At 44.4% G+C, this 23,872-nt stretch carries 22 protein-coding genes; 10 read left to right on the forward strand and 12 right to left on the reverse strand.

What is annotated here, in order from left to right; genetic code table 11:
* Window positions 1-63: 63 nt before the first annotated feature.
* Both OK023_RS05090 and OK023_RS05095 read left to right on the forward strand, forming a co-directional pair.
* Window positions 64-2,169, forward strand: coding sequence for a hypothetical protein (locus OK023_RS05090; RefSeq protein WP_317695492.1), 2,106 nt, complete (start codon window positions 64-66; stop codon window positions 2,167-2,169).
* Entirely contained in the window at window positions 2,169-3,071 is a 903-nt protein-coding gene (locus OK023_RS05095) for a RelA/SpoT domain-containing protein (RefSeq protein ID WP_317695495.1), read from the forward strand. The genes OK023_RS05090 and OK023_RS05095 overlap by 1 nt, the downstream gene beginning before the upstream one ends.
* Window positions 3,072-3,238: 167 nt before the next feature.
* On the opposite strand, the gene OK023_RS05100 is transcribed toward OK023_RS05095, so the two are convergent.
* Window positions 3,239-3,466, reverse strand: coding sequence for a hypothetical protein (locus OK023_RS05100; RefSeq protein ID WP_317695498.1), 228 nt, complete (start codon window positions 3,464-3,466; stop codon window positions 3,239-3,241).
* Between the two features lie 419 nt (window positions 3,467-3,885).
* On the opposite strand from OK023_RS05100, the gene OK023_RS05105 reads away from it, so the two are divergent.
* The 3 genes from OK023_RS05105 to OK023_RS05115 are packed head-to-tail and all read left to right on the forward strand — an operon-like array spanning window position 3,886 to window position 6,692.
* Window positions 3,886-4,182: an AcrF10 family anti-CRISPR protein gene (locus OK023_RS05105; RefSeq protein WP_317695500.1), complete on the forward strand. Its 297-nt coding sequence runs from the start codon at window positions 3,886-3,888 to the stop codon at window positions 4,180-4,182.
* 32 nt (window positions 4,183-4,214) lie between these two features.
* A complete protein-coding gene (locus OK023_RS05110; protein ID WP_317695503.1) occupies window positions 4,215-4,577 on the forward strand; it encodes a DUF1870 family protein in 363 nt (120 codons plus the stop codon).
* A gap of 27 nt (window positions 4,578-4,604) precedes the next feature.
* Entirely contained in the window at window positions 4,605-6,692 is a 2,088-nt protein-coding gene (locus OK023_RS05115) for a DEAD/DEAH box helicase (protein WP_317695505.1), read from the forward strand.
* A gap of 466 nt (window positions 6,693-7,158) precedes the next feature.
* On the opposite strand, the gene OK023_RS05120 is transcribed toward OK023_RS05115, so the two are convergent.
* On the reverse strand, window positions 7,159-8,022 hold the full coding sequence (locus tag OK023_RS05120; protein ID WP_317695507.1) for a hypothetical protein: 864 nt from the start codon (window positions 8,020-8,022) through the stop codon (window positions 7,159-7,161).
* Window positions 8,023-8,818: 796 nt separating this feature from the next.
* Here OK023_RS05120 and OK023_RS05125 point away from each other — a divergent pair.
* The 3 genes from OK023_RS05125 to OK023_RS05135 all read left to right on the forward strand — a co-directional run bounded on the left by OK023_RS05125 (window position 8,819) and on the right by OK023_RS05135 (window position 12,245).
* Window positions 8,819-9,946 (forward strand): tail fiber domain-containing protein, encoded by a 1,128-nt coding sequence (locus OK023_RS05125; RefSeq protein WP_317695510.1) that lies wholly within the window; start codon window positions 8,819-8,821, stop codon window positions 9,944-9,946.
* Between the two features lie 242 nt (window positions 9,947-10,188).
* Entirely contained in the window at window positions 10,189-11,982 is a 1,794-nt protein-coding gene (locus tag OK023_RS05130; protein ID WP_317695513.1) for an S-type pyocin domain-containing protein, read from the forward strand.
* Window positions 11,979-12,245 (forward strand): colicin immunity domain-containing protein, encoded by a 267-nt coding sequence (locus OK023_RS05135; protein ID WP_317695515.1) that lies wholly within the window; start codon window positions 11,979-11,981, stop codon window positions 12,243-12,245. Before OK023_RS05130 ends, OK023_RS05135 begins: the two co-directional genes overlap by 4 nt.
* Before the next feature lie 1,709 nt (window positions 12,246-13,954).
* Here OK023_RS05135 and OK023_RS05140 read toward each other — a convergent pair.
* The 9 genes from OK023_RS05140 to OK023_RS05180 form a co-directional block, all read right to left on the reverse strand.
* Window positions 13,955-14,488 carry a DUF3833 domain-containing protein gene (locus OK023_RS05140; RefSeq protein ID WP_317695517.1) on the reverse strand — a complete coding sequence of 178 codons (534 nt, stop codon included), beginning with the start codon at window positions 14,486-14,488 and terminating at the stop codon, window positions 13,955-13,957.
* The gene (locus OK023_RS05145) at window positions 14,485-15,003 is read right to left on the reverse strand and encodes a hypothetical protein (protein WP_317695519.1); all 519 of its coding nucleotides are present in this window, start codon (window positions 15,001-15,003) and stop codon (window positions 14,485-14,487) included. The genes OK023_RS05140 and OK023_RS05145 overlap by 4 nt, the downstream gene beginning before the upstream one ends.
* Before the next feature lie 18 nt (window positions 15,004-15,021).
* Window positions 15,022-16,251: a cyclopropane-fatty-acyl-phospholipid synthase family protein gene (locus tag OK023_RS05150; protein ID WP_317695521.1), complete on the reverse strand. Its 1,230-nt coding sequence runs from the start codon at window positions 16,249-16,251 to the stop codon at window positions 15,022-15,024.
* On the reverse strand, window positions 16,248-16,973 hold the full coding sequence (locus OK023_RS05155; RefSeq protein ID WP_317695523.1) for a DUF1365 domain-containing protein: 726 nt from the start codon (window positions 16,971-16,973) through the stop codon (window positions 16,248-16,250). The genes OK023_RS05150 and OK023_RS05155 overlap by 4 nt, the downstream gene beginning before the upstream one ends.
* Window positions 16,970-18,238: an NAD(P)/FAD-dependent oxidoreductase gene (locus OK023_RS05160; protein ID WP_317695525.1), complete on the reverse strand. Its 1,269-nt coding sequence runs from the start codon at window positions 18,236-18,238 to the stop codon at window positions 16,970-16,972. Before OK023_RS05160 ends, OK023_RS05155 begins: the two co-directional genes overlap by 4 nt.
* Window positions 18,239-18,242: 4 nt before the next feature.
* Window positions 18,243-18,959: an SDR family NAD(P)-dependent oxidoreductase gene (locus OK023_RS05165; RefSeq protein ID WP_317695527.1), complete on the reverse strand. Its 717-nt coding sequence runs from the start codon at window positions 18,957-18,959 to the stop codon at window positions 18,243-18,245.
* Entirely contained in the window at window positions 18,959-19,390 is a 432-nt protein-coding gene (locus tag OK023_RS05170; protein ID WP_317695530.1) for a nuclear transport factor 2 family protein, read from the reverse strand. The genes OK023_RS05165 and OK023_RS05170 overlap by 1 nt, the downstream gene beginning before the upstream one ends.
* A complete protein-coding gene (locus OK023_RS05175) occupies window positions 19,377-20,156 on the reverse strand; it encodes a MerR family transcriptional regulator (RefSeq protein ID WP_317695532.1) in 780 nt (259 codons plus the stop codon). The genes OK023_RS05170 and OK023_RS05175 overlap by 14 nt, the downstream gene beginning before the upstream one ends.
* A 97-nt stretch (window positions 20,157-20,253) precedes the next feature.
* A complete protein-coding gene (locus tag OK023_RS05180) occupies window positions 20,254-20,907 on the reverse strand; it encodes a metalloregulator ArsR/SmtB family transcription factor (protein WP_317695534.1) in 654 nt (217 codons plus the stop codon).
* 420 nt (window positions 20,908-21,327) lie between these two features.
* On the opposite strand from OK023_RS05180, the gene OK023_RS05185 reads away from it, so the two are divergent.
* Both OK023_RS05185 and OK023_RS05190 read left to right on the forward strand, forming a co-directional pair.
* Complete coding sequence (locus OK023_RS05185; RefSeq protein ID WP_317695536.1) at window positions 21,328-22,038, forward strand: AzlC family ABC transporter permease; 711 nt, start codon at window positions 21,328-21,330, stop codon at window positions 22,036-22,038.
* Complete coding sequence (locus OK023_RS05190; RefSeq protein WP_317695539.1) at window positions 22,035-22,346, forward strand: AzlD domain-containing protein; 312 nt, start codon at window positions 22,035-22,037, stop codon at window positions 22,344-22,346. Before OK023_RS05185 ends, OK023_RS05190 begins: the two co-directional genes overlap by 4 nt.
* A gap of 121 nt (window positions 22,347-22,467) precedes the next feature.
* Here the strand turns inward: OK023_RS05190 and ompC are convergent, their stop codons facing one another.
* Entirely contained in the window at window positions 22,468-23,565 is a 1,098-nt protein-coding gene (gene ompC / locus OK023_RS05195) for a porin OmpC (RefSeq protein ID WP_317695541.1), read from the reverse strand.
* Window positions 23,566-23,872: the final 307 nt, after the last annotated feature.

Below are 23,872 nucleotides of genomic sequence, written 5' to 3' on the forward strand. Positions count from 1 at the left end.
ATTCCGGAATAGTCAGAAATTTCGGTGGCCCACAGATAAGGTATGGTAGTTAAAGAGATAACTATGTTAAATAAAAACAAATTAGCTGAAATATATAAAAAATTCGGTTTTACGCAAGAAAAAACTTATGATGACAATATAGCGGTGTATTCAATAAAAACAGGTCATTATCATAATGCCGACATCCTACCTTTGTTAGATGGAGTAGATGTTAATCAGACTTTTGAAGAATATAGACAACTGGGTTATGCATGTCAGATAAAAAAATACAACACTTATGAAGAAGCTCATAAGGAATTATTTGACGGTTTTTTTAGTGTCGAAACCACTAAAGAACGACTTATTAAAGATTATAAGATATTTACAGACGCTATAGTGAAGATCCACTCCTCAACTGCATCGTATTCATATATAAACTCTAACTATTATATTAATGGGAGTGAAGGAGATTTAAATGTGGTTTCTGAGATTTTAGATAGAATAAATATAAATAAACCTATGCTTTTTTTGATTGAAGCAGCAGCAGGTTTTGGTAAAACATGTACAGCATATGAGTTGTTATTAGAGCTAGTGACAAAAAATATTGGCAAAATACCACTTTTTTCAGAGTTATCTCGAAACAGGCAAGCAAAAATATTTCGGTATGTATTACTCGACGAAATTGATAGGAGTTTCCCTCTTCTCAGTTCATCACTAGTTAGAAATGAAGTTCGTGCTGGAAATGTTCCTGTTATACTTGATGGCTTTGATGAACTTCTCCATGAAAGTACTAGTAACGATCAAGTAAACTATGAAAAAACAGAGCCAATGCTGGAAACCATTACTGAGTTATTGACTGACAGTGCAAAAGTGGTATTAACAACCCGTAGAACTGCTATTTTTGACGGCGATGATTTTCATCAGTGGATTGCTTCACATAAAGATGACTTTGATGTTATCAGAATAAGAATCCAGGAACCACAAATTGAAGATTGGATTCCAACAAACCGTTTGCAAGAAATTTCATCAGCAGGGTTCCCACTCGATAAGTTATCAAACCCAGTATTATTATCATTTTTAAGATGTATAGATGATAATGATTTTGAAAAAGTAGTCAAAGACCCAACAAAGATTGTTAGAAAATACTTTGACTCAATGCTTGAAAGGGAGAGGAAACGACAAGATTTATTAATGTCTATTGAAGATCAATATAAAATACTGAAGATCATAGCTGATGATATGGTGCAGGGAAATTATACATCTGAGTCTCGTGAATATATATCTCTCGTGATAGTGGAAAAAAATCTATCTTTGCTAGAAGCGACGAGAAAACTTTACACTGTTGACGAAAGGCCAACAACTGATGAGATTGTTAATAAGCTTGCTTCCCACGCGCTTCTTGACCGTTCAGGATCTGAAGGACAAGGTATCGGTTTTGTTAATGAATTTGTCCTCGGGAATTTCGTATCAGAAAATATTATTGATGACAGCAATAATGAATGGATCGGAGATAAACGTTTCATAGAACCCGCAGTGCAGTCTTATATGCCCAGAATTGATGATGAGAAAGAATTGCTTTGGCATAGCCTTGAATTTTCTTTAAATTTCATGTCAGGACATGACAAAATTTTGTACTGTCACAATCTATTAGGCAAAGTCCCATTAGATTTGAACCAAGATAGTGTTGAGCAATTAGTGATAACGAAGCTCAGTCTTGGCGATAAAAACACCATTACTGATACGATCTTTGTAGACTGTTCCTTCTTTAGTAGCGAACTCATATGTACAAATTTTCGTAATGTTACTTTTGTAGGTTGTTCTTTCATTGACTGCAGTTTTTTATATTTAGATGGTAAGGAAGATATTTACTTCCTTGGTTGTGACTGTAATAATGATGCCATTCAGCAAAAAATATTAGAATTAGATAATGAGTCTGATAATAACATTACAGATTGCGACATATATATACTTGAGAAATTTTGTCCGAAGGGGAGTGTTAGTTATTATAAACACAGGCCAATTAAAGGTTTGTGTGAAAATAACAATCATTTTTATCTTAATGAGATACTCTATACTATCCAGAAGCTTAAAAAAGAAGGCTATTTACTCACGCCGGACAAACGTTCATTCCTAGAATTAAATATGTCGAAAATATCAGAAATAAAAACAATTCTAGGGAGATCGGTATAATGTATAATGCAAGTGAACTTCGTATAATTCAAAACTTACAGAATAATATTGAATGCGAACTCAATAGAATTGGTCTGTTATATCGTTTCTTTTCCAGAACAAAATCAGAAAGCTCTATTACTAAAAAATTCCTTAAAGAACCAGATAAATATTCAGAATACGGGAAAAAGATTCAAGATTTATTTGGCGTCAGAATTATTCTGTATTTTCCTGATGATTTACTAATAGCACAGGAAGCATTGAGTAAATTATTTCAAGTTGACTCAAAAACAGTTGATGAAGCTGCAACTGACAATTTCTCTGCCACTCGCTGTAATTATGTGTTTAGACTCCCGGTTGATTTATCATCTGATAGTGTACTTATAAAGAAATATTCATATATAGATAAGACTTTCGAAGTTCAGTTCAGAACTATTCTTTCAGAGGGTTGGCATGAAGTCGAACATGATTTACGTTATAAATGCAAGGACGATTGGAACGAGCACAGCGATCTCAGCCGTGCGTTAAATGGAATATATGCATCCCTTGAAACATCAGACTGGGGTATCATGAAATTATTTGAGGAGTTGGCATATCGAAATTATAAATCTTCATCATGGTCTGCTATGTTAAGAAACAAATTAAGACTGCGAATGGATGATTCTATTGATAGTAATATCATCGAAATAATAGATGAGAAAAACCTAGGGAAAGATTTCTTTAGAATTGACAGGAACAAACTTTTAACCCTTATGTTGAATTACGATATAGATATACCGATAAACCTCAATAATATTATATTCTTATGCAACCATTTTTTCGTTAATTCTCTCGATCTAAAAAATATTGCTCCAAGATTAATTTTACAAAAATTTATGGATGCAGAGGAAAAATATAAGGAGAAAAAATTTTTGTCTTCTTGATGAGGTGATATTCAAAAAATAAAAGGTGCATAGGGATTAGGCTATGCACCTAATGTTGGATTTTTCGTATAATTTGGACAGCGTTTTTTCACATGAGTTATGCAAATCTGCCTTTAGTGACGGAATTTTCTGGGATTCCGGCGTAGAACCCCCTATAGTCTATTTTTCTAACAGTAGGCAGATTCAAATCGGTTCTGCTCGGCCAGCAGCGACTTAGCATGTTCCGGCCAACTCTCACTGTAAGCGCCGTACTGCTCGAAAAAACGGTCTAATTTGGCCAGACGCGCCACATTCGCCTGACTATCTTCTTCGCTTGGGCCTATCATGCGTTGCAACTCTTCCAGACTCTCAGCACCACGAATGGCGGAAAGTAACTGCTCAACGGTGTATTCCATATTATTCTCCTTGTCGGGGACTACCCCCGTGACGTACAACACGCACACGTAAGCGTTCCATTTGTCGTTACGTCGAAGGTATCGTTACGTTTGTCGTTACGCAAGTGATTTTTTAATCATCGCATCACGTCTTTTCCGCTTTCCGGCACGATGCGCTTTTCCCCGTAGCGGGCTCGCCCTTTCCGCTTTGCGTGTTTCTCGGAAGCTGTCCTGGTTGGCCAAGCAGCTGAAGCTGGCTTCAGTTATCTGTGAAAGTCGTAAATGTTACAGCAGTAGATGGTGCTAATTGGTGTGTCTTTATTGCTGGATGTCATGGCTCTTTATTGTCACAAAAAACTTGCGCTTGGTCGCAATTGCGACCATAATAAAGTCAACGGTTCGGGGAGGGCTCGAACCGACTCAAAAAAGTGAGAAGCATTATGAACACATTCGAAATTGAAAATATCAGAATAGAAACAATAACTGACTTCGATATGGTCAAGTTCGACCTTGTTACTAAGAAAGGTCGTGTAGAATTGGCCGAGCATGTCAATTATGATAGCGATGGAAATTTTAAATCTGTTGAATTCACTGACAGCAACATTCGATGTAATCTTGTTGACGAATTGTGTTCTGTTTTCGATATGAGTAAAAAACCTGGACTCATGCCGAAAATAGATTATGTTCCTTTTGCTGAGATAATAGAGGAAGTTCAAGAAGCACTGCAGCTTAATTAATCATTCGGGGTACCCCTTATTTAGGAACTAATATGAATAAAAATGAACTCAAGCAGTTGCGAAGATTGCTGTTCCTTGAAGTAACTGAAGCTGCAAAATTGATTGGCGAGTGCGAGCCGAGAACTTGGCAGCGCTGGGAAAAGGGAGACAGAGTCATCCCGAACGACGTTGCGCAGATTGTTCAAATGTTGGCGCTGACGCGCTTAGAACGTTTGCAGTTCGCGTTTAACGATACCGACCCAAATTACCGTTATTTTGAAACGTTCGAAGAATACAAAGCTGCGAACGGCTGCGGTAATGAGCTGATGTGGCGAGTTGCTCAATCAGTATCTGCTTCATTAATTTGTGAGCGAGAAGCGGATAAATGGAGGTCAGAAGAGATTATTCATAAGTGATAAATAATTTAAAAATGAGAGTAAATAATGTTTAAGCCTAAATATTTTCAGGAACAAGCGGCTCAGGCTGCTGTTCAAGAACTTAGCACAGCAGATAAGGCACTTGTTGTCATGTGTTGTGGTTCTGGTAAAACATACACGGGGGCCATTATAGCTGAGAAGATGAATGCTATGGTGACTGTGATCGTCGCACCAACCATTATGTTGGTTGATCAAATTGCCGATGAATATAGGATAACGACAAATCGGAAAGTGTTAAAATATCATAGCGAAAATGCCCTTACATCGGATTTTTTTACGGCAAAACCGCCATTCATTAATATCGCTATTGTTACAACCTATAATTCTATACCGATGATGCTAACCCTGTTGGCGGATAAAAAAATTCAAGTTGATTTGGTCATATACGACGAAATGCATCGAACTGCGGGAAAAGTAAGTTCATTATTCAATCAAACTCTCGAAGGGTTCCCAGGCGTGATTAAACGCCTTGGAATGACGGCAACACCAAGGCACGCATCCTATCAGGAAAAGGATGATAAGACAGATTTCTTCAGTATGGATAATGAGGAAATCTACGGTAAAATAGTCTATTCATACCAGATACGTAAAGCTATTGAAGATGATGTTATCAGTGATTACAAATTGCTTGTAGCATGTGTTACTGACTCCGATGTGCGAGACTATCTGAAAGGCAAAACGATCACCACTTCAGATCATAAAACGTATGCCATTGCACTCACCCTTAAACGGGCTATGACGCAGTATGGACTGAAAAAAGTAATTACCTACCATGCCACGATTGATGAGGCCAGCAAAGCGGCGAGGATCTTTTCAGACGTGCTTGATACACCGGTCACGCATGTTTCTAGCATGCAGGGACCTTATACTCGTAATTCGCACTTTTCAATTTACAAAAACAGTGATGCATGTGTAATCACCAATGCCAGGTGTTTGAATGAGGGGATGAATGTACCAGAAACCGATGCAGTCATGTTTTGCAGTAGCAAGACGTCTGCGATCGACATTATTCAATGCGCTGGCAGAGCTATGAGGAAGTATCCTGGAAAGAGCTTGGGGTATATTATTCTTCCGGTACTCAGTGGTGAAAACTCACTGGAGTACAGTGATTATTCTGTCATCTTGCAGGTACTAAATTCATTATCTGAGAATGATGAACTGTTACATCGGGCTATAAAACTCTATGTACCTAAAGATAATTCTCCAGGAAATACATTGCTCCCGTCTTTTTTCAGGTTCACTGATGAAAAAAGCTTTGATGTACAGAAACTATCGAAGCTTATTTATCTAAAGGTTTATGATTCATTCAATAAAACGTTTCTTGATCGTGTGGAGCAACTTAAGGAATTTATCCGAATCAATGGGCATTGTCGCATATTAACAGCGGAGTCGGGAAGCTTTGGTGTTTGGGTTAAACATATGCGTTCTCTAAACGCTCGCAATGTATTGGATATAGAGAAAAAGCGAATTCTTGATGAGTTGGGCTTCATATGGGATTATAAGCAGGAGTTGTTTTTCCAGAATATTGAATCATTACGCGACTATTTACAGGGGGGGAATACCGTAGACGAGGCATCAACTGGCCCTTTTAAGGAATTTTTAAAGGCAAGACGAGCCGCGTACCATAAAAATTCATTGCCAGCCTATCAAAAAGAGGTGCTTGAATCCCTGGGTGTCGTTTTTGATATCCCAACAAGCATTTTTGAACGTAAAGTTCGTCAGTTAAAAATGGAAGTTTCCGATACAGGAAAGATTGCGAAGGATTCGGAGCTTGTTGATTGGGTAAAATACTTGAGGCAGAAATTTCGTAAAAATCTACTTACTGAGGCACAAATTTGCCAGTTGCGTAAGGCAGGTCTAGAGTTAAATACTGCTGGAGAGAGTGATCAAGTTTTTCTTAGAAAACTGACTGAATTGGCTGAAACATTACGAGATAACGGAAAAATCACTCCTGCTATGAACAGCTTTCGGGGGACAATCAGGAAGCGCAACATTAATAAATCGCTAGAGAAAGCGCGATTGGAAGAAATATTGAAATTTGAGAAAATGTACCGTATTAAAATTATTGAAGGTATGGAAGATAATCCTGAGTGAAATCTGCAGTTGGCTTAATTTATCATTCAGTTCTTTTCCGATGAGAGACTGAATTACGCAGACGTTGACTGACGGAGAGTGGAAGATACCCAGGCTTTGTATCTGGTATCAAGAACAGCAACAACGAACGTCTGCTGGACATGAAAAAATGACGTATGTAGAGTGGCAGCAAAGGAATCCGATTTTATTTTCAGTTTCAGACAGTAGATTACTAACGCAAGTTGGAATAAAAAGATATTCTCTACATTATTTATTATTATGTTCCCAATAATAATAAATAATGTAGTCAATGCCGTCTGGACCAGATGCGTTCCACTTTATTCCGTAACGGGAACGGCCTTTCCGTTCTCTGTAAAACCCGGAAAGCGTAAAAAGCTCTATGGGGGAAGGCGTCTTACATTGAGTTATACGAGAGAATCTAGTCAGGTTGATGGACAGAAAGATACTGTCCATCTGAATAATCTCTTTAATTGATGTAAAAATGCGACGTCCCGCTCTGAAGCATTACTGCGGGTAAATTGTTATCTATGTCGTCCGAAAGATAAATATAAATCCAAGAGGGCAGATTGCTGCTAAGTTTCTGTATGAGCGCACGATTATTGCGAGCCTCGATAGCATCAAGTTTTCTATTGTCGGTAATATCAATTGATATATATGATGGATCCATCATGTAGCTGTGTTCAGTTGTACCAGGGAGAATAAAATCAGGGGTTTTAACCAAACCTGCTGCCCCTTCATTTTTAATATAAAGAAGGCAAGCATTAGGCTTACTCTGGTTGTCAAACCGGTTTGTTTGACAATGGATATCGTTATCCCAGATGAAGTATGTACTGATGCGTGATTTATTGCCGGCTAACCCAAGTGTGAAGGTATTGAGTGGACTTCCATTCATCTCAGACATTTTATTGAATTGCATGTCAGGCCAGGTCTTTTTTATTGCCTCATTTAATACTTGCTCGATGACCATACTGGCAGGTTTTTCTGATGTTGTCAGGTTCTGAGGGAGCCAGGCCAGCATATAATCAAAGTCCCATTCCTTTAGAGCCATACCCACAGGATAACTGTACTTTATAAGTGGAGTCAGATCCATTCTAGAGAGATTCAGAGGGTTGTTATCAGTAGTTAATCCCCAATAATAGTCACTCTCCTTAAATTTATTTTTTAACTCTGTTGGTACTTCTTTATCGAAGAATAGATCCATGTTACTGGCGTTATTTACATTCCATGCATAGCTGTGTGAGACATCTAGTTTGGTCGATTTTGGTAAAATTGATGTGCATCCGGTGAGGAGTGTTGGCAATATTATAAAAAGCAGTGAGCTAAATTTCATTGAAAAGTCCTTTAAAGTAATTCTCTATATAAGAAGGGACATGTAGCCGAAGCGTGAATGTTATCAGAATGCATCGTGTCTGGCATAACTTATTCATATGATCAGTATACGGGTGAGACTGATCCTCTTTACCTGCTGAGTTTTCTGTTACCGTTTTATATCCTGTAGATATCGAATTGTTCTTGGCCAAGTGAACTGCTGTTAGGTGTTGGACGAGACGCGATCAGTTTTTACCCGCAGCAGGATCGGTGTTTCCGGTTTGTGTTTTTCTCGGAAGGCCTCAGCCAGTTCTTGGACGTGCTTTCCGTTCTCGGTAATTCTCGGAAGGTGATCTGGCTGGCCAGGTTCAGAGTTTCCGTTCGGGTAAAGTCGGAATGTGTGAACTAGGTGTAGCGACCTGCAATAGAAAACCATCCGACCTGCAATCAACAGCGGTTTTCAACCCACATTAGACGATTCTCACCGAGACTTAAACCCAGATTAAATGATAATCACCCCACATTACTTGCCTCAAGCCTACACTCCATCTTTTCCAACCCACATTATTTGTGAGCGAAAAATACCCCCGTCACCGGGCTAGTTCGCTAATTCCTTCCAATCGTTGTATCCACCACACACACAAAATGATAATTGACACTTCCCGTCCATAAGAATAAAGTACTGTATATGCATACAGTATTTTGCTGTGTGTTTTACTGGGTTGCAGTAGCCGTGTGGACTTTACCCCCTGATAACAGGGAAGTCGCGTGATGCTGCTCACCGCCATAAAACAGGCTGTACGAAGAGGAAAATAACAATGTCTGAAGAAGTGAAAAATGCTCAGGTGCTTAACGGTGTTAATGACGATATTACTGAACTGAAATCAGTGTCCACGCTCCGCCAACGAGTCATCAGTGATGGTGAAGTGGTGTCCAAATCACCAAACGGTTTTCGCCTGGCATACGGTAACACCGGGGTGTTCTTCCGTAATGATGGGCAAGATTTTTATGTCCTCGCCACACCAAGTGGTCAAGCACAGGACGGAGAATGGAATACCCTACGCCCTTTCCACTTTAATCTCTCTACTGGCAGAGTAAACCTAGATAACGGCGTTGATATTTCCGGTGGTGCACTTGTGTCGCATAACGACGGTATTGTTGCCAGAACCACGGGCCCTACCCCACTCATTAGCGGGCAGACGTATAACGCACCGCCTATCCATACTAATTTCACCAGCGGTCATGCAACCGTCACGATGATGATGACTACACGTATTGTGCCAGGAAAGGAAGATATCGGGGTACTTACCTACCGTGACTTGCAGGGAGGATGGAATGAAATACAGGTGAAAGCAAACAGTGAATTATCAGCAGGGCAACTGGTAAAACGTAATATTGATGGATGGATTTTGGCTACTGGAACCAAATACGTTAATAACAATGCTGACCGGTATACACAAGGGTTCCGTATCCAGGGACAGAATAACCTCTCTGCAGAATTCTACCATTATGAACGCATTGGTCAGCATCACCTCATGGTACTCCATGTGGCTAATAGTGGGGCTGATGGGTGGTATGAATTCCGAGATAGAGGTTATGCCTACACCAATGGAGCCTGGCAGATTGGCTCCGATGCCCGGATGAAAACGGAAGTCGTAAAGATTGGTGACGCATTGGAGAAGCTGGAAAAAATCAACGGGTACACCTATCTGAAACAGGGGATTCCAGAAGCCGGAGTCATCGCTCAGGAAGTGGAGGAAGTGTTACCGCAGTCAGTGACCACAACGGAACTGAAAATGAATGATGGCAGTACGCTGAAAGATGCCCGCGGGATCAATATTAATGGTGTCGTAGCTCTTCTGATTGAAGCGCTCAAGGAAGAGCGAGCGGCCAGGATTGAAGACAGACGTGAATTGGAATCTCGGTTAGCTGTTCTGGAAGGTTAAACTCCAATAAAAAGCGGGCAAACCCGATATTTTTATATTAGCCATGTTTTTTTATTGAATATTTAAAATCAGGAAAACATGGCTCTGATTACAAGGATAAAGTAATGAGGACACCTGTTGCTTATTATAAGGATGGCATGCCCTATGATTCCACTGGGCATGTTATTATCACTATTACCAATGGTCCAACTCCACCGACAGGGACGGTTCCCTCATCACCGCCCGCCAATGGTGGTCTGTATGTGTCTGTGTTGCCCTTCAGTGTGACACCTGTACATTTACAGGGTCGATATAACGTCGAGTATATTCCTGGGCAAGGGCCTCAATATACCTATTACAGCCAATTGACCCAGTTACAAAAAATGTTTGATGAGCAGATTGCTACAGCAAGAACACATATCATTGAACCGGTAACGCAGGTCATTGGACGGGCAATAGCCTCTTTACAAGGGATTGTTAATACACAAGCGGGTAATGATAGCCGAGTATCAAATGCTGGAAACCTCCTTGATGCAGCGATTAAAGGTTTACAAGACGCTAATAATGATCTTCAAGTGTCTGAAAATCTTGTTACTCAAAAACATGATGCTGCTGAAAAAGCATTAAAAGAAGCCATCCCTAAATTAGGTCTTACTAATGTTTCGCCTGTTGATTACGACCTTTTATTGACAAGGGTTATGGATCCGATATCCCGCAAGTATTGGGAAGAACTCTCGGTAAAACCTCGAGTAGAAGAGTTTAATGCCAAACAGCGTCTACTCGCTTCATTAGATAATATTGTCGTCATTATTAATGATGTCGTATCAAAATCAAACACGCTGACGGCAATAATTAATCAAGTAAAATTTGAAAGAGAAGCCAGTGCCGCAGCGGAGGTGATAGCAAAAGCTGAAGCAGAGGCACGAGCGAAACTCGCAGCACTGATGCTGGTAGCGGGTGTGAATCCTACGCCAATCTATACGTCGGCGATGGTTGAATCGGCTCAGGCTGCCTTGACTTCTGCGGGAAGAATGATACTGAATCGTGCCTCGGGCATGTTGCAATTGTCAACTGCAGCTAATGGAGTTCTGACTACAGCCAGCGACCTCGCAGGTTCGATCTCCGGGGCTTTATGGCGAGGCGCCATAGAGTTAAGTCGGATAGCCACGGTGAGCACGGTTGGGTCAACAGTTGCTGCTCTTGTGGTAGGATTCTATCCAAAAAAAGCCGGTGAAGGCAGTGACCAGGTGCCTGGTCGTGACATTGAAATGTTTGCTGCTCAGGCACAACTGTTTGCCGCTGGCAAAGTCAATATTCAGCCTGAGATGACCTCGGTTGATTTGCCCGTGCGTGGTTTACTGGTCACGGTGAATGGCCGCCAGTATGTCAGTCTGATTAAAACGGGCGTAAACGGTGTTTCTGAGAACGTTCCGGTGCTGAGGGCGGTTCGTGATGAACAAACCGGGCTGGATAAAATCACGTTGCCAGCAGTCGGTGGGGTTCCGGCACGTACTATTCTGGTTAACCCGGTTCCAACTGGGCCAGCAGCGCCATCCCATACAGGGAACAGCTCACCGGCTCCGGTGACGCCTGTACATACAGGCACTGAAATAAAGCAGGTTGCCAGCATAGTGACAACCACCTATCCGGCAGATGATCTCAAAGATATTCGGGATTTTATCTACTGGCAGCCTGACGCCACAGGAAGCGGTGTTGAGCCGATTTATGTGATGTTGAGTGAACCGCTTGACTCGGGGCGTTTTACCCGTAAACAATTGGATAAGAAGTTTAAGCATGCCATCGATTTTGGTATCAATGACACGAAGAAAAACCGTGAAACTCTGACTAAGTATCGTGATGCCATTGAAGCTCATTTGGCAGATACGGGAACCGTTGAGAGAGGCACATACCGACGGGAAAAAGGTTCTAAAGTGTATTTTAATCCGAAGACAATGAATGTTGTGATTCTTAAGGCTGATGAGCAATTCTTATCAGGATGGAAAATAAATCCTGACGCAGATAATGGTAGAATTTATTTGGAGACAGGTGATCTATGAACAAGATGGCAATAATTGAATTAGCTAAAGCTTTTTTGAATTCAAAAGTAACGGCCCTTCAGTTTTCTGAAGATATATGCGCTGTAAGAAGGGAGTTATACGGAGTTAAAGATCAGGATAAAAATACTTTGAATTGCGGTGAGGAGTTATTTATGGTGGCCGAAATTTATAATCCTGACTCCGATCGTGCCAGTTATGAGCTAGACGAGGCTGGATTAAGAAAGGAAGTAAAAGCGACGCTAGAAAAGTTCAAGCTGCTTTAATCTCATGCACTTTCTGATAAGTGCCTCTTGAGCAACGTCCAACAAACGAGGGTTTGTTGGACGTTTTTATCGTTGTGTGTTTTTTTTGCTCATCACTGTGATATTCGGCGTTCTTTTAATCTATCCGTTTTTCGGTCGTGACGCAGATTTATTGATAGTGATGAATAGTCAGATACCCGCCGATGATCTTATCGGGTTGTGTCGCATTAAGTAAGGCATCGTCAAGTAACATGCCCTTTCCGCTTGGCGTCTTTCTCGGCAAGTGTCTGTGTGGCTAGTAACGGGTTTCCGTTCTCTGTGATTCTCGGAAGGTATTCTCCCTGGCCAGGAACTACTGAGTGAAGACTGAATGGTGTTATATCAGACTAAGATACGATCACTTGTTGCCAGCCAGTCAAAATCTGGCCTCTTCGTTCTTTTTTAAAGTCGAAAAGGCCAATATTGACGACTGTCTATGCGTAGTTATCACATACAAACTCAACCAAGTTATGTTTACTCGAACCAACAACAAGGTCGACCCATTCTTGGGATGGTTCATCTTTGTGTAACGTTACCGACTCCTCATCTATCTCACTATACCCCAACTCTTTGTACCTTTTAGCGTGACAGTCGATTTGAATTAAGGTATATCCCGTATAGTCTATGCCGACGCGTTTTGATATAAGCGTTATATGGTCATTCATGTCTTTTGTTATTGAGTTTATATCGATAAAGTATTGTCCTTTGTCTCCAGGATGGTTTGGATAAGGTACATAATTGCGAATAATTGTGTCAGATTGCATCATTTTCTCCAAGGTAGATATTTACTCTGTACGCGCACAAAATTTGTTGCTCCTAAAATAAAGTTAATTGCCGACTTGTGCTATTAACGATAGGCCTCTTAACTCTGTCGAGTATACCCTATTCTAAATACTGCTGTTTGCGATGGCGGTGATCACATACTCCTAATTTCACCATCATTTAAGTGATATCGTCTTTTTAGAATGAATTTAATTTTGTACTTGGACAGTCGCGGTCTGAAGGAGGATACCGTTTTGTGCTGCTGGGGATATTGCGGGAATAGGGTGTGTCTTAAACGTGAGGTTGTCCGAGTGGCGATCCTGTTCTTCCTGTAGTGGGATCGTCCTTTCCGTTCTCTGTACTTCTCGGAAGGCATCTACCGGCTCTGGGGTGCTGTTTCCGTTCTCTGTCATTCTCTGAAATGTGACACAGAGGCTAAAACGACCAAAAATTATGTGTCGTCGCTCTGTTACCCTTGAGTATCTATGCGACGACATTCGTGGTATTGCCTGGTGTGTCACTATATGATGACGTTGCTCTCAGCTATCCAGCACAGCTCTTAATTTAAGGCGTATTTGGTTATACAGCATGTCATTAATGTAGTCCTGACGAGTCAAAAATAGCGTGTCTAAACCCATTCTTTTATAATGATTCTGTATCTCACTTGTTTTTGTCTTTTGTGTTGCAGCCTGTTCAACAGCTGGATAGGCTGCTTTAACTTGAAGCCGGACAACGCAGAGAATGGGCTTTTGGGGCACGACCCTACGGGCTGGCGCTATTGGCGTGCATTGCTGCGTTGTTCGCCGCTTATTTGGCCCATCCAACCTCGCGGCTCACGCCTTGCTCTGCGCGTAAATTACCGCCAGCGGCGCTCGCGTACAGTTAAGGGACACAGCCTAGCAATGCCAGACCGAAATTACTTGCCAGCGTTACGGTGTTTGGGGCGTCTTGGCAAAAAATAGCGTAACCTTGGCCACTTCCAAACCAAACTTGCGTAACGAGGTTTGGTTGAACAGATGAGTTTCGTCTTGGCGATACAACCAATCATCAAAGTGCAATTTTACCGCACCATTATCTGTTTTTACTTCCATATCATAGCGCCAGTTGAATGCGTTCCCCTCTGTGTTTCCATGGGCTACGCCAATAATATCCCCCGCAGTACCTTGATAGCTGCCATCAGGGTTTCTGGTGATACGCCAGGTGCGAGTTTGCCGCTCACCATCGTTATAAACAAATTTTTCATGTAGCGTCAGGGTATCGCCGACGACATCTCCTTGAATAACGACCTCAAAACGTCGAATTTGTTTATTCTGGTAATCCTGCACCATACCCCAGGCGCGAGTTTCGCCGCTGAAATAGCCGAAAAGATCAAATGTGGGTTTTTCAGCCCGATAGTCATTAATATCTGCACTACAGCCTGCCAGCAAGAATAGCAAGACCATAAGCAGACGTTTGATATTCATAAAGAGCCTCCAGTCAATTGTTGCCGTAAGGCAGGATATTGCGTCGCAGGTGACAGCCATATGGCGAGAAAAGCATCGCGAAAATCACTGTCAAAACGTTCGCCAATCGGTCGGACAGGTTGACCTGGTTGTGACCGGTAATAGAAGAGCCCCCCCTTGTTATCGCCGACAAAGGTAAGTTGGCTACCCTTGGTTACGGAGGGCCAAAGGGCAGACAATTGTGCTAGCCAACGCTGCTGTTGCTCCGCAGGAACGGCTAATTTCATCGCTTGCCACTGCTCTTGCGTTGCTTTCACCAGATCTGTTGCGGCAATATCACGCTGATAGTTAATGGTTAAGGCCTGTGGCCATTGATTAGCCTCATAACGTCCTGCAGGGGTACGTAACACAGAAAAATAGACGTCGAAAGGCCCCCAGCGCAGAGTGGCGCTGCCTACCGTTGGCCAACTTACCCAATTATCTGCTAGCGCGTTCAGGCTGCTCAAGCAAAGCAAAAGTGTTAACAGTATTTTCATCGGGAGCCTCTATATCGGTTATCGACGTTCAGCACTTAACTGAACGGTGCTGATCGAGCGTGCTAAGAATCCGGCTTCGCAGTAACAAAGGTAAAAGCGCCACAAACGTTGGAAGCGTTCATCAAATCCCTGGCTGTGTAAGGTAGGCCAATGATGTTCAAAACGTTGCCGCCATTCCTGCAATGTACGTGCATAGTCGCGGCCTATATCGAACAGATCGCACATCACCATATCGCTATGACGGGTCAACGTATTGCATAGGGCTGTGATGGAAGGTAAGAAACCACCTGGGAATACATAGCGCTGAATAAAATCCACATTGCGGCTATATTGCTGGTAACGCTGATCGCTTATGGTAATGGCTTGCAACACCATTTTTCCTTTGGGTTTAAGCAACTGTTCACAGCGTTTGATAAACACCGGCAAAAAGCGTTTGCCAACGGCCTCAATCATTTCGACTGATATCAGCTTGTCGTATTGGCCTGTGAGCTGGCGATAATCTTCAAGCAACAGTGTCACGCGATCGGTTAACCCGGCCTGTTTGATACGTTGGTTAGCGTAATCGAATTGTGCCTGGGAGATGGTGGTTGTGGTGACTCGGCAACCGTATTCGCGAGCAGCAAACTCTGCCAGTGCTCCCCAGCCAGTACCAATCTCCAGCAGATGATCGCTAGGTTTCAGTTCCAACTGATCGCACAGACGGCGCATTTTGGCCTGTTGCGCCTGTTCCAGCGTCAGGCCTGTTTCACTAAATAATGCACTGGAGTAAAGCATATCGCGATCGAGAAACTGTTGGTAAAAACCGTTACCCAGATCGTAGTGTGCCGCAATGTTACGCCGTGCCTGACGCTGACTGTTACTACGCCATAGATGGACCAACCCATGCCAGGGGGCAGTGATCCAACTGAGACGTGCTTCCAGCTTATCAACTAACTGCATATTGTTAGCGAGCAGTTGTAACACACCGGTCAGGTCCGGGCTGCTCCAGTCACCGTCAATGTAACTTTCTCCAGCGGCGATACTGCCACCCAGCAGCACTCGGCGATAAGTGCGAAAATCAAAAATATCCACTTCTGCTTGTAAAGGGGCCTCGGCATCACCAAAGCGTGTTTCGCCGATACCTGGCTCGCGCAAGATTAACCCCCCGCCTTGTAACTGCTGCAAAAGGGTGAAGATAATGTGGCGCGCGCTCTTGTTACGGCCGGAAATGGTTGCGCTGTTGCACAGGGAATATTCCGGGGAACTCATAGTTTATCCTTGCCGCCGGTGGCGGGGTGAGGGTAGATAGGTGTACGTTTTAGCCATAGTTTAAGCGCTTGCCAGTAGATGGCGACGGCTGTTTTGAGCGTCATTAATGGCAAACGCCACAACTGGTTGCGCAGTGTGCCCCGTGTCAGAGGCTGCCGGTAGAGCAGTAATGTTGCGTCGAATTCGCGTGCATTACGATGGTTCTCTATATGAACCCGTAGGCGACGTGCCGGGGCTGAAAGCCGCCAGTGATAGGTCATATCCATCGGGTTGAACGGCGAAACGTGGAATTGTTTATCTACGGGGAGTGTTCCATCGGGTTTTACCGCATAGGTATGGCGCTCATTCCACGGCGTATTACGCACCTCAGCCAGCAACCAGCGTAGTTCATCGTTATCGTTATACAGATAGTAAAAATTGACCGGATTAAAGTAACAACCCAGGTAGCGTAACTGGCATAGCAACATCACCCGGCCATTCAGCTTTTCACCGGTCAGTTCGGCAATGCGTTCCTGGGCCTTGGTTTTTATATCACCGCCGCCAAGATAATCACGGCGGTAAAAGGATGCTGAGGCAAAGCGTTCAAGCGCAATACCCTGTGCAGGGAGTTTATCCAGCTCATCGAGATCGATCAGCGGCATGAAAATGCGGTAATCGAAACTGTGCAATACTGGGGTAAAGCGTCGGTGACGGACGTTGCCTACATACAATGCACTGTTCATACGGGTTGTGCCTGTAACAGAGCCTGGGTAACATCAAGCGCACTTCGAACGCCATCCTCGTGAAAACCATGGTACCAATAAGCGCCACAGAACCAGGTATTCTGTTGGCCATTGATCAGTGAACGCTGTTGCTGAGCTTGCGCACTGGCCTGATTGAATACCGGATGATGATAGGTGAACTGGCGCAGGATCTGCGTCGGATTAACTGGTTGCTGCGGGTTGAGGGTAACGCAGAAGGTATGTGGTGCCTGCAATCCCTGCAGAATGTTCATATTGTAGGTTACGCTGGCGCGCAGAGTCTCTGCGAGTCCATCATTGGTAGGTAACAGATAGTTCCAACTGGCCCAGGCGCGGCGTTGGCGTGGTAATAACTGCGTATCGGTATGCAGTACCACTTCGTTGGCCTGGTAAGGCAGTTGGCTCAAAATTTGCTGCTCCAGCGGACTTGCATCAGATAATAAATGCAAAGCCTGGTCGGCGTGACAGGCAAAGATGATTTGATCGAAACGCTGTTCACCCAAGGAACTGTGAACCACGCTATGGTCTGTGTGGCGCTCAACGCGTAGGACAGGGGTATTCAGATGCAATGTAAATTTGCCTGCTAATACTGCCAGCATGCGGCGTATATATTCGCGAGAACCACCGGGCACGACAAACCATTGTGGACGGTTGGTGATATCAAGCAGGCCATGATGGTCAAAAAAGCGCAGGAATAACACCAAAGGAAACTGGCGCATATCCGCCATCGAAGAGGACCAGATCGCCGCGCCCATAGGCAGTAGATAGTGCTGGGCAAAATAGTTCGAAAAAGCGTTCTGGTGCAGGAAATCATTCAATGTTTCTGTGCCAATACTCCCTTCGCTGAGGCGCTTTTTACATTGGCGATTGAAGCGTAAAATTTCCAGCAAAAAACGATAGAAACGTGGGTTGAGCAAGTTTCGACGTTGAGCAAACAAAGTATTGAGCGTATGGCCGTTGTACTCTAATCCGCTGCTGGGATGGGTAACGGAGAAGCTCATTTCTGTTGGTTGGCCGCTGATACCCAGTTCATCCAGTAAGGCGATAAAGTTAGGGTAAGTCCGTTCGTTATAGACGATAAAACCGGTGTCGATCGCGTAGTGCTGTCCTTCCAGCGTCACATCGACGGTTGCAGTATGGCCACCGGGATAATCATTGGCTTCAAATAGTGTAACCTGATGTGTTGGCGCCAGTTTCCAGGCGCAAGTCAGGCCTGAGATCCCACTGCCAATAATGGCAATATTCATTGTTTTACCTCACCATACGTTTTGCCAACCAGCGTTGTAGCGCTTGTGGCAATATTGCTGTCATCCGTAACAAAGCCGCGAACACCGGTGGAAAAGCGATCTCGGCACGGCCTTTAGCCAGGCCTTGGCGGATATAAGTTGATGCTTGTTCAGTGGTGATGATCATCGGCATAGCGAAGTCGTTACGGTCCGTCAGCGGAGTAGCAACGAAGCCGGGTAATACCAGGGAAATGCCGATCTCACGCTTTGCCAAATCCACCGCTAGACTGCGAGCAAAATAGGCCAAAGCGGCTTTTGAGGCTCCGTAGGCTTCAGCCCGTGGTAGGGGAACCAGGCTGGCGGTTGAACCAACCAATGCAACTCGTGCCCCGGCCTTCAGTTGTGGTAACAGGGCATCAAGGCAATTAATAGGCCCTATAAAATTGGTACTCAACACGCGTGCGACTAATTCTGCATCTACGACGCCATCGTTAAGATATTCACAGGTTCCCGCGCAGAGGATCACCAGTTCCGCCGTGTAGGGTGCTAACGCTGCCCGTGTGGTGGCTAGATCGGTAACATCGAAGCTGAGGGGGGTGATTGCTGAGTTTTGATCGCGCAGGGCGGCCAGTCGAGTTTCATTGCGGCCGCAGGCAATAACCTGCCAACCTTGTGCGGCATAATCTAAGGCCAACTGCTGCCCAATGCCTGAGCTGGCGCCGGTGATCAGTACACGCTGCATTATCGCATCCTCCGCTTTATGCCCAAGATTATTTGTTGAAGTAACGGGATGTGCTCGTAAAGCATGGCACCAAGGTCGTAATAGTCGCGTTGATAGATAATCCTCTGGTCGGCAAAACGTAACCGGCTGATACCTTCAAGCATGAGTTCACGTCCTCGTTGCAGGCGCGGGTGGGCATACTTCATTTGCCAACAAACCACCGCCTGATTTGCATCATATTGACAATCGGTTATGAAAAAATGGCAGTAATCGACGTTGGTGAGTAACTGGCGAAAATAACCATCTAGGGCTTTTAAGCCTCGATGTTCTCCTACTGGGTCAATAAACTGAACTTGGCAGTGATAAACCTCATGCAATGAATCCAGTATGGCGTTATCAAGAGAGTTATAAAGCTGTGAAAAACGCGCCATCAACGTTTCAGACGTTTCCATCAATGTGCCCCCCATTTTCTACCAATAAAGCAGTACTGCCAATCAGGGTGATATCCATGCCAGCCAGACGCCATGCTGCCAGTTGTTTGCGTCGGTAAGTATTAAGCGGTCCTTCGGTAGCAATAAAGTAACGATCGGCCTTGAACAGGTTCAGCGGTGGATGCTCAAGCGGTTGTGGCAGAATATCGAGGTGCAGTCCTGCTTTTGCCGTTACGATGGCAGCCATCCAAAGTTCAATGGGCTCGGTTTTCCCCCACCCCATGAGTAGCGCGGTCTTTCCGGTTTTTTTACGTGCGCTGTTCATGCAAAATGTGGCGTATTCGATGATGATGCCGTCCAGCAGAGTGCGCAGCGCCAAAAGCATTTCATGCGGACCCGATAGCTGCATACGTAACGGACGCAAAATATGGTTGATAAATATCTGTGGCGGATATTCACGGCCTTTTTCAAACAGACGACTGCGTAATTTAGCCGGCGCTGGGATGTGTAGCAGAGCCAGCAACTGCTGTTGCAGTGTTGCCCAGTTGACGTCGTGCTCAACTGACGGAGTATCATCCAGCAAGGGTTTGATCTGGCTAACGGGTACACCGCGCTCTATCCAATGAAGAATGGTATTAATACGGGCGACATCCTGTTCATTGAACTGGCGGTGTCCGCCCTCACTGCGTTGTGGTTTCAGCAAGCCATAACGGCGTTGCCATGCGCGTAATGTGGCGGGACTAATTGTACAAAGCTCTGCAACTTCACCAATAGTGTATAACGACATTCCTCAAATCCTGCCTGGACCACCTAGTGAGTTAACCTTAGTCGGTGAATAGTAAGTTGTACAAGAATTTTTTCTTGTACAACTTTAGAAAAAGGAGTTACGCCATTAAAATACGGAATGTACAGCGGCGGGAACCCGCTAAAGCATGTTCAAGACGCTCTACCCGCGCTTGTAACACTTCAGTAAATACGCGCAGTTCAGAGCGGCAAAATCCTTGGCAGACGGTCGCAGCGGAACAGATTGGGCAGTGGTTCTCTACCAGGAGAAATTCGCCATTTTTCAGCTCACTCCATTCTGCCATATACCCTTCACTGCAACGAATGGCCGCCAGACGAGAGACGCGCTCACGCAGATCGGCTGCACCTATCATCGCTTGCTTATAGTTGATGAGAGTTTCTTGTTCGCGGCAGTCAATCAGCACATCTATCGCTTGCTCACCCAGCTTGTCGCGTACCGTACGTAGCAGCTGCGTTGTTAATTCGGCATGTGCATCTGGAAAGTGAGCGTGACCGGCAGGGGTCAATTGCCAAAGTTGTACCGGGCGACCCACACCACGCGTCTCGGCTTTGGCTTCCACTAAGCCTTCCTTTGCCAGTTTAACGAATTGCTGACGGGCCGCCTCCCCTGTGGTGCCAAGGATTTTTCCGGCTTCAGAGGCTTGCTGAGGACCGTGGGTTTTTAATAGCGTCAGCAGCCGTTCACTCACCGAGCGTGCTGCGTACTCTCCATTTTCCACGTTAATTTTTGACATATTGCACTACCTCAGCCTTATTTTATTCCAAGATATCACTTGTGAAAATTAACGTAATATAACACTCAACTCAATATCATTTCTCTGAATACAAGACGATAAACATCACTGGCGATGATAGCTGAGAGTGAATCAAGCGTAGCCTACAGGTTATTCTTGGTGCTTGCCGTTTCCCCTTGCTGAACAGTAGGGCGATAGCGGCCAGAGAGTTGGGATAATCGAGTATTAACGCAGTGCTAGGCTGTTGTGGCCCTGATAATAAGAGGGTGAGGGTGCCATTGCCTAACGCTTCAATGGATTTAAACAATATGCTATTAATGATTATTCCACACATTGATAATTTCTTTGGCGTGAACATCATCGTATAGACATTCTGCGCAAGGCATAGAATCAGTTTATAGATCAAGGGAGTGAACTTTTTTGACTTACCAATCAACACTTGAGGAAGCGTCAATGCTGCGCTTGCGCCCAGCCTTGCAAGGTGCGATGGCGATCTTGCCACTGTGCCTGGCAGTATTACCTTGGGGCATTCTAGCGGGGTCAATGGCAATTGATAGTGGCCTGACGGCGGCTGAAGGTTTGGGGATGTCGGCGATTGTTTTTGCTGGTGCGTCACAATTGGTCGCCATGGGCATGATCAAGTCGGGTGCAGGCTTACTGGCAATTCTGGTATCGACTTTTTTTGTTACTGCTCAACACTTCCTTTACGGCTTGCGCTTGCGGGAATGTATTGCGCCGCTACCTTTGAGGTGGCGTATTTTGCTGGCATTTCTGCTGACTGACGAACTGTTTGCTCTGACGGGAGATCACAGCCCAGCGCGTTTCAACCGCTGGTATGCGTTAGGCGCTGGGCTGGCATTTTATCTGTGCTGGTTCCTGGCTACCTTGCTTGGCATATTGGCTGCCAGCAGCGTCAGCGATCTCGATAGTTATGGGCTCGATTTTTCCATTGCAGCCACCTTTATTGCGATCGTAGTGCCTCTGGTTCGTAATCTGCCCGTTCTGGCCTGCGTGTTGACTGCACTGGTACTGTCTATTGGCCTACATCATTATCAGGTACCTGGCGCGTTGATTGTCACTACAATGGTGGCGATGCTGGTTGGATTGCTCTGCAGTAGGAGAAAAGAATGATCTGGTTGACCATTGTGCTAATGGGAGCGATCGTCTTTTTCAACCGCTACTGTTTTCTGGCACCCAAGCTGCCAGTGCGTTTGTCACCACGGATTAGAACTCTGCTGAGTTTCTCAGTGCCGGCGGTATTGACCGCTATCTGTGGGCCAATTATTGCATTTAGTGCCGATGAGTGGCGCCCTGTTGCCGAAAACCCTTACCTATTTGGAGCGCTATTTGCCATCGTCCTGGCTTTTTTCCTGCGCAATATGCTGGCGGTCGTCGTGCTAAGCATGTTGATGTTTATCCTGATGCGCGTCGTATTGTAATACAGGCCTAATCTGTCTGGGTAGAAATGAGAGTGAAAAAGCTGGGCTTGGCAGCCCAGCAAAAAGGCTAAGGAATAGCCGAAGCTATAATATATTGTAGTGGTATGTGTCACATCTTAAATCAGAACTGATAGGTCAAGGCGACGGCAACAACGTTATCGTTATTTAGACCTAGTTTGTTGTCGTCGCCCAGACGATTGATCTTATAATCGACATAGGCTGACATATTCTTGTTGAATAAGTAATAAGCACCGATATCAAAGTATTTAACCAGGTCTGCATCACCAACGTTTTCAATATCTTTGGCTTTAGACTGAACGTAAGCTAATGAAGGTGTTAGGCCAAAATCGAACAGATATTGAGCAACTACTTCCACGTTTTGGGTTTTATTAGCGAAACCGCTTACGGAAGTAGGGACATTATTAATAGCGGCTTTACCTGAAATTGCTGTCAGGTTGCGAGTTTCTGCAAACGTGGTGGCAAGATAGACATTGTTGGCATCGTATTTGATACCCGTTGCCCATACTTCAGCTTTGTCACCTTGGCCAAAAGTACTTTCTTTCTGTGCTTTGGTGCGGTTAGAAGACGCATAAGCTGCCGTAACACTGACTCCATCGATGAGTTGGTAGCTGGAAGACAGACCAAAACCATCACCGTTGGCTCTGCTGACTGAGCGGCCCTCGTATTCATTTTTACCCTGGTACTGTAAGGCGAACTTCAGGCCATCAACCATACCGAAGAAATCGTTGTTACGGTAGGTCGCTACACCGGTCGCACGGCCTGTCATGAAATTGTCGGTTTTGATGAAGGTGTCATCACCAAATTCTGGCAACATATCTGTCCATGCACCGACATCATAAATGATACCGTAGTTGCGTCCGTAATCGAATGAACCTAAATCTTTCATTTTTAAACCAGCAAAACCAAGACGGGTTCTGGTGTCTCTAGTGCCGTCCGATTCTGTATGGTTTGCGGCGATTTGATATTCCCACTGGCCATAGCCAGTGAGTGTATCACTGATCTGGGTTGCCCCTTTGAAACCGATACGTGCATAAGTTTTATCGCCATCGTTACCATCATTATCAGAAAAATAATGTAGTGCTTTTAAGCGACCATAAAAATCAAGCTTATTACCGTCTTTATTGTAGATTTCTGCTGCCTGCCCAGCCTGGGTCATTAAAAGCGCCGGAATAATAACGGCAAGAAGATTACGTTTCATGATTTTCCCTGTTTTATACGATTGAAAGACACTGATCATCATTAGTATGGCTGCGTTATTCGGCCTGTCGGTGAACCCGCCCACTGGGTAAGTAGCTTTACGACATTCAAATCGGTTCCCGACCGATTTGCCGTTTCAGCAGCTCAATTGCCGCCTACCTGCAACCCAAGTTCACTAAGGTATAGCAACGCGATTTTTTTACCTTAGTTGCGTGATGCATTTATGACGGAATATTGGTTTTTGTAGCAAATGATGAAAATTCTCGCGAAAAGAGGGGGGAAGACAGCTGTAAGAACACAAATGCAGT

The organism is Serratia sp. UGAL515B_01, from assembly GCF_033095805.1.
Classification (GTDB): domain Bacteria; phylum Pseudomonadota; class Gammaproteobacteria; order Enterobacterales; family Enterobacteriaceae; genus Chania.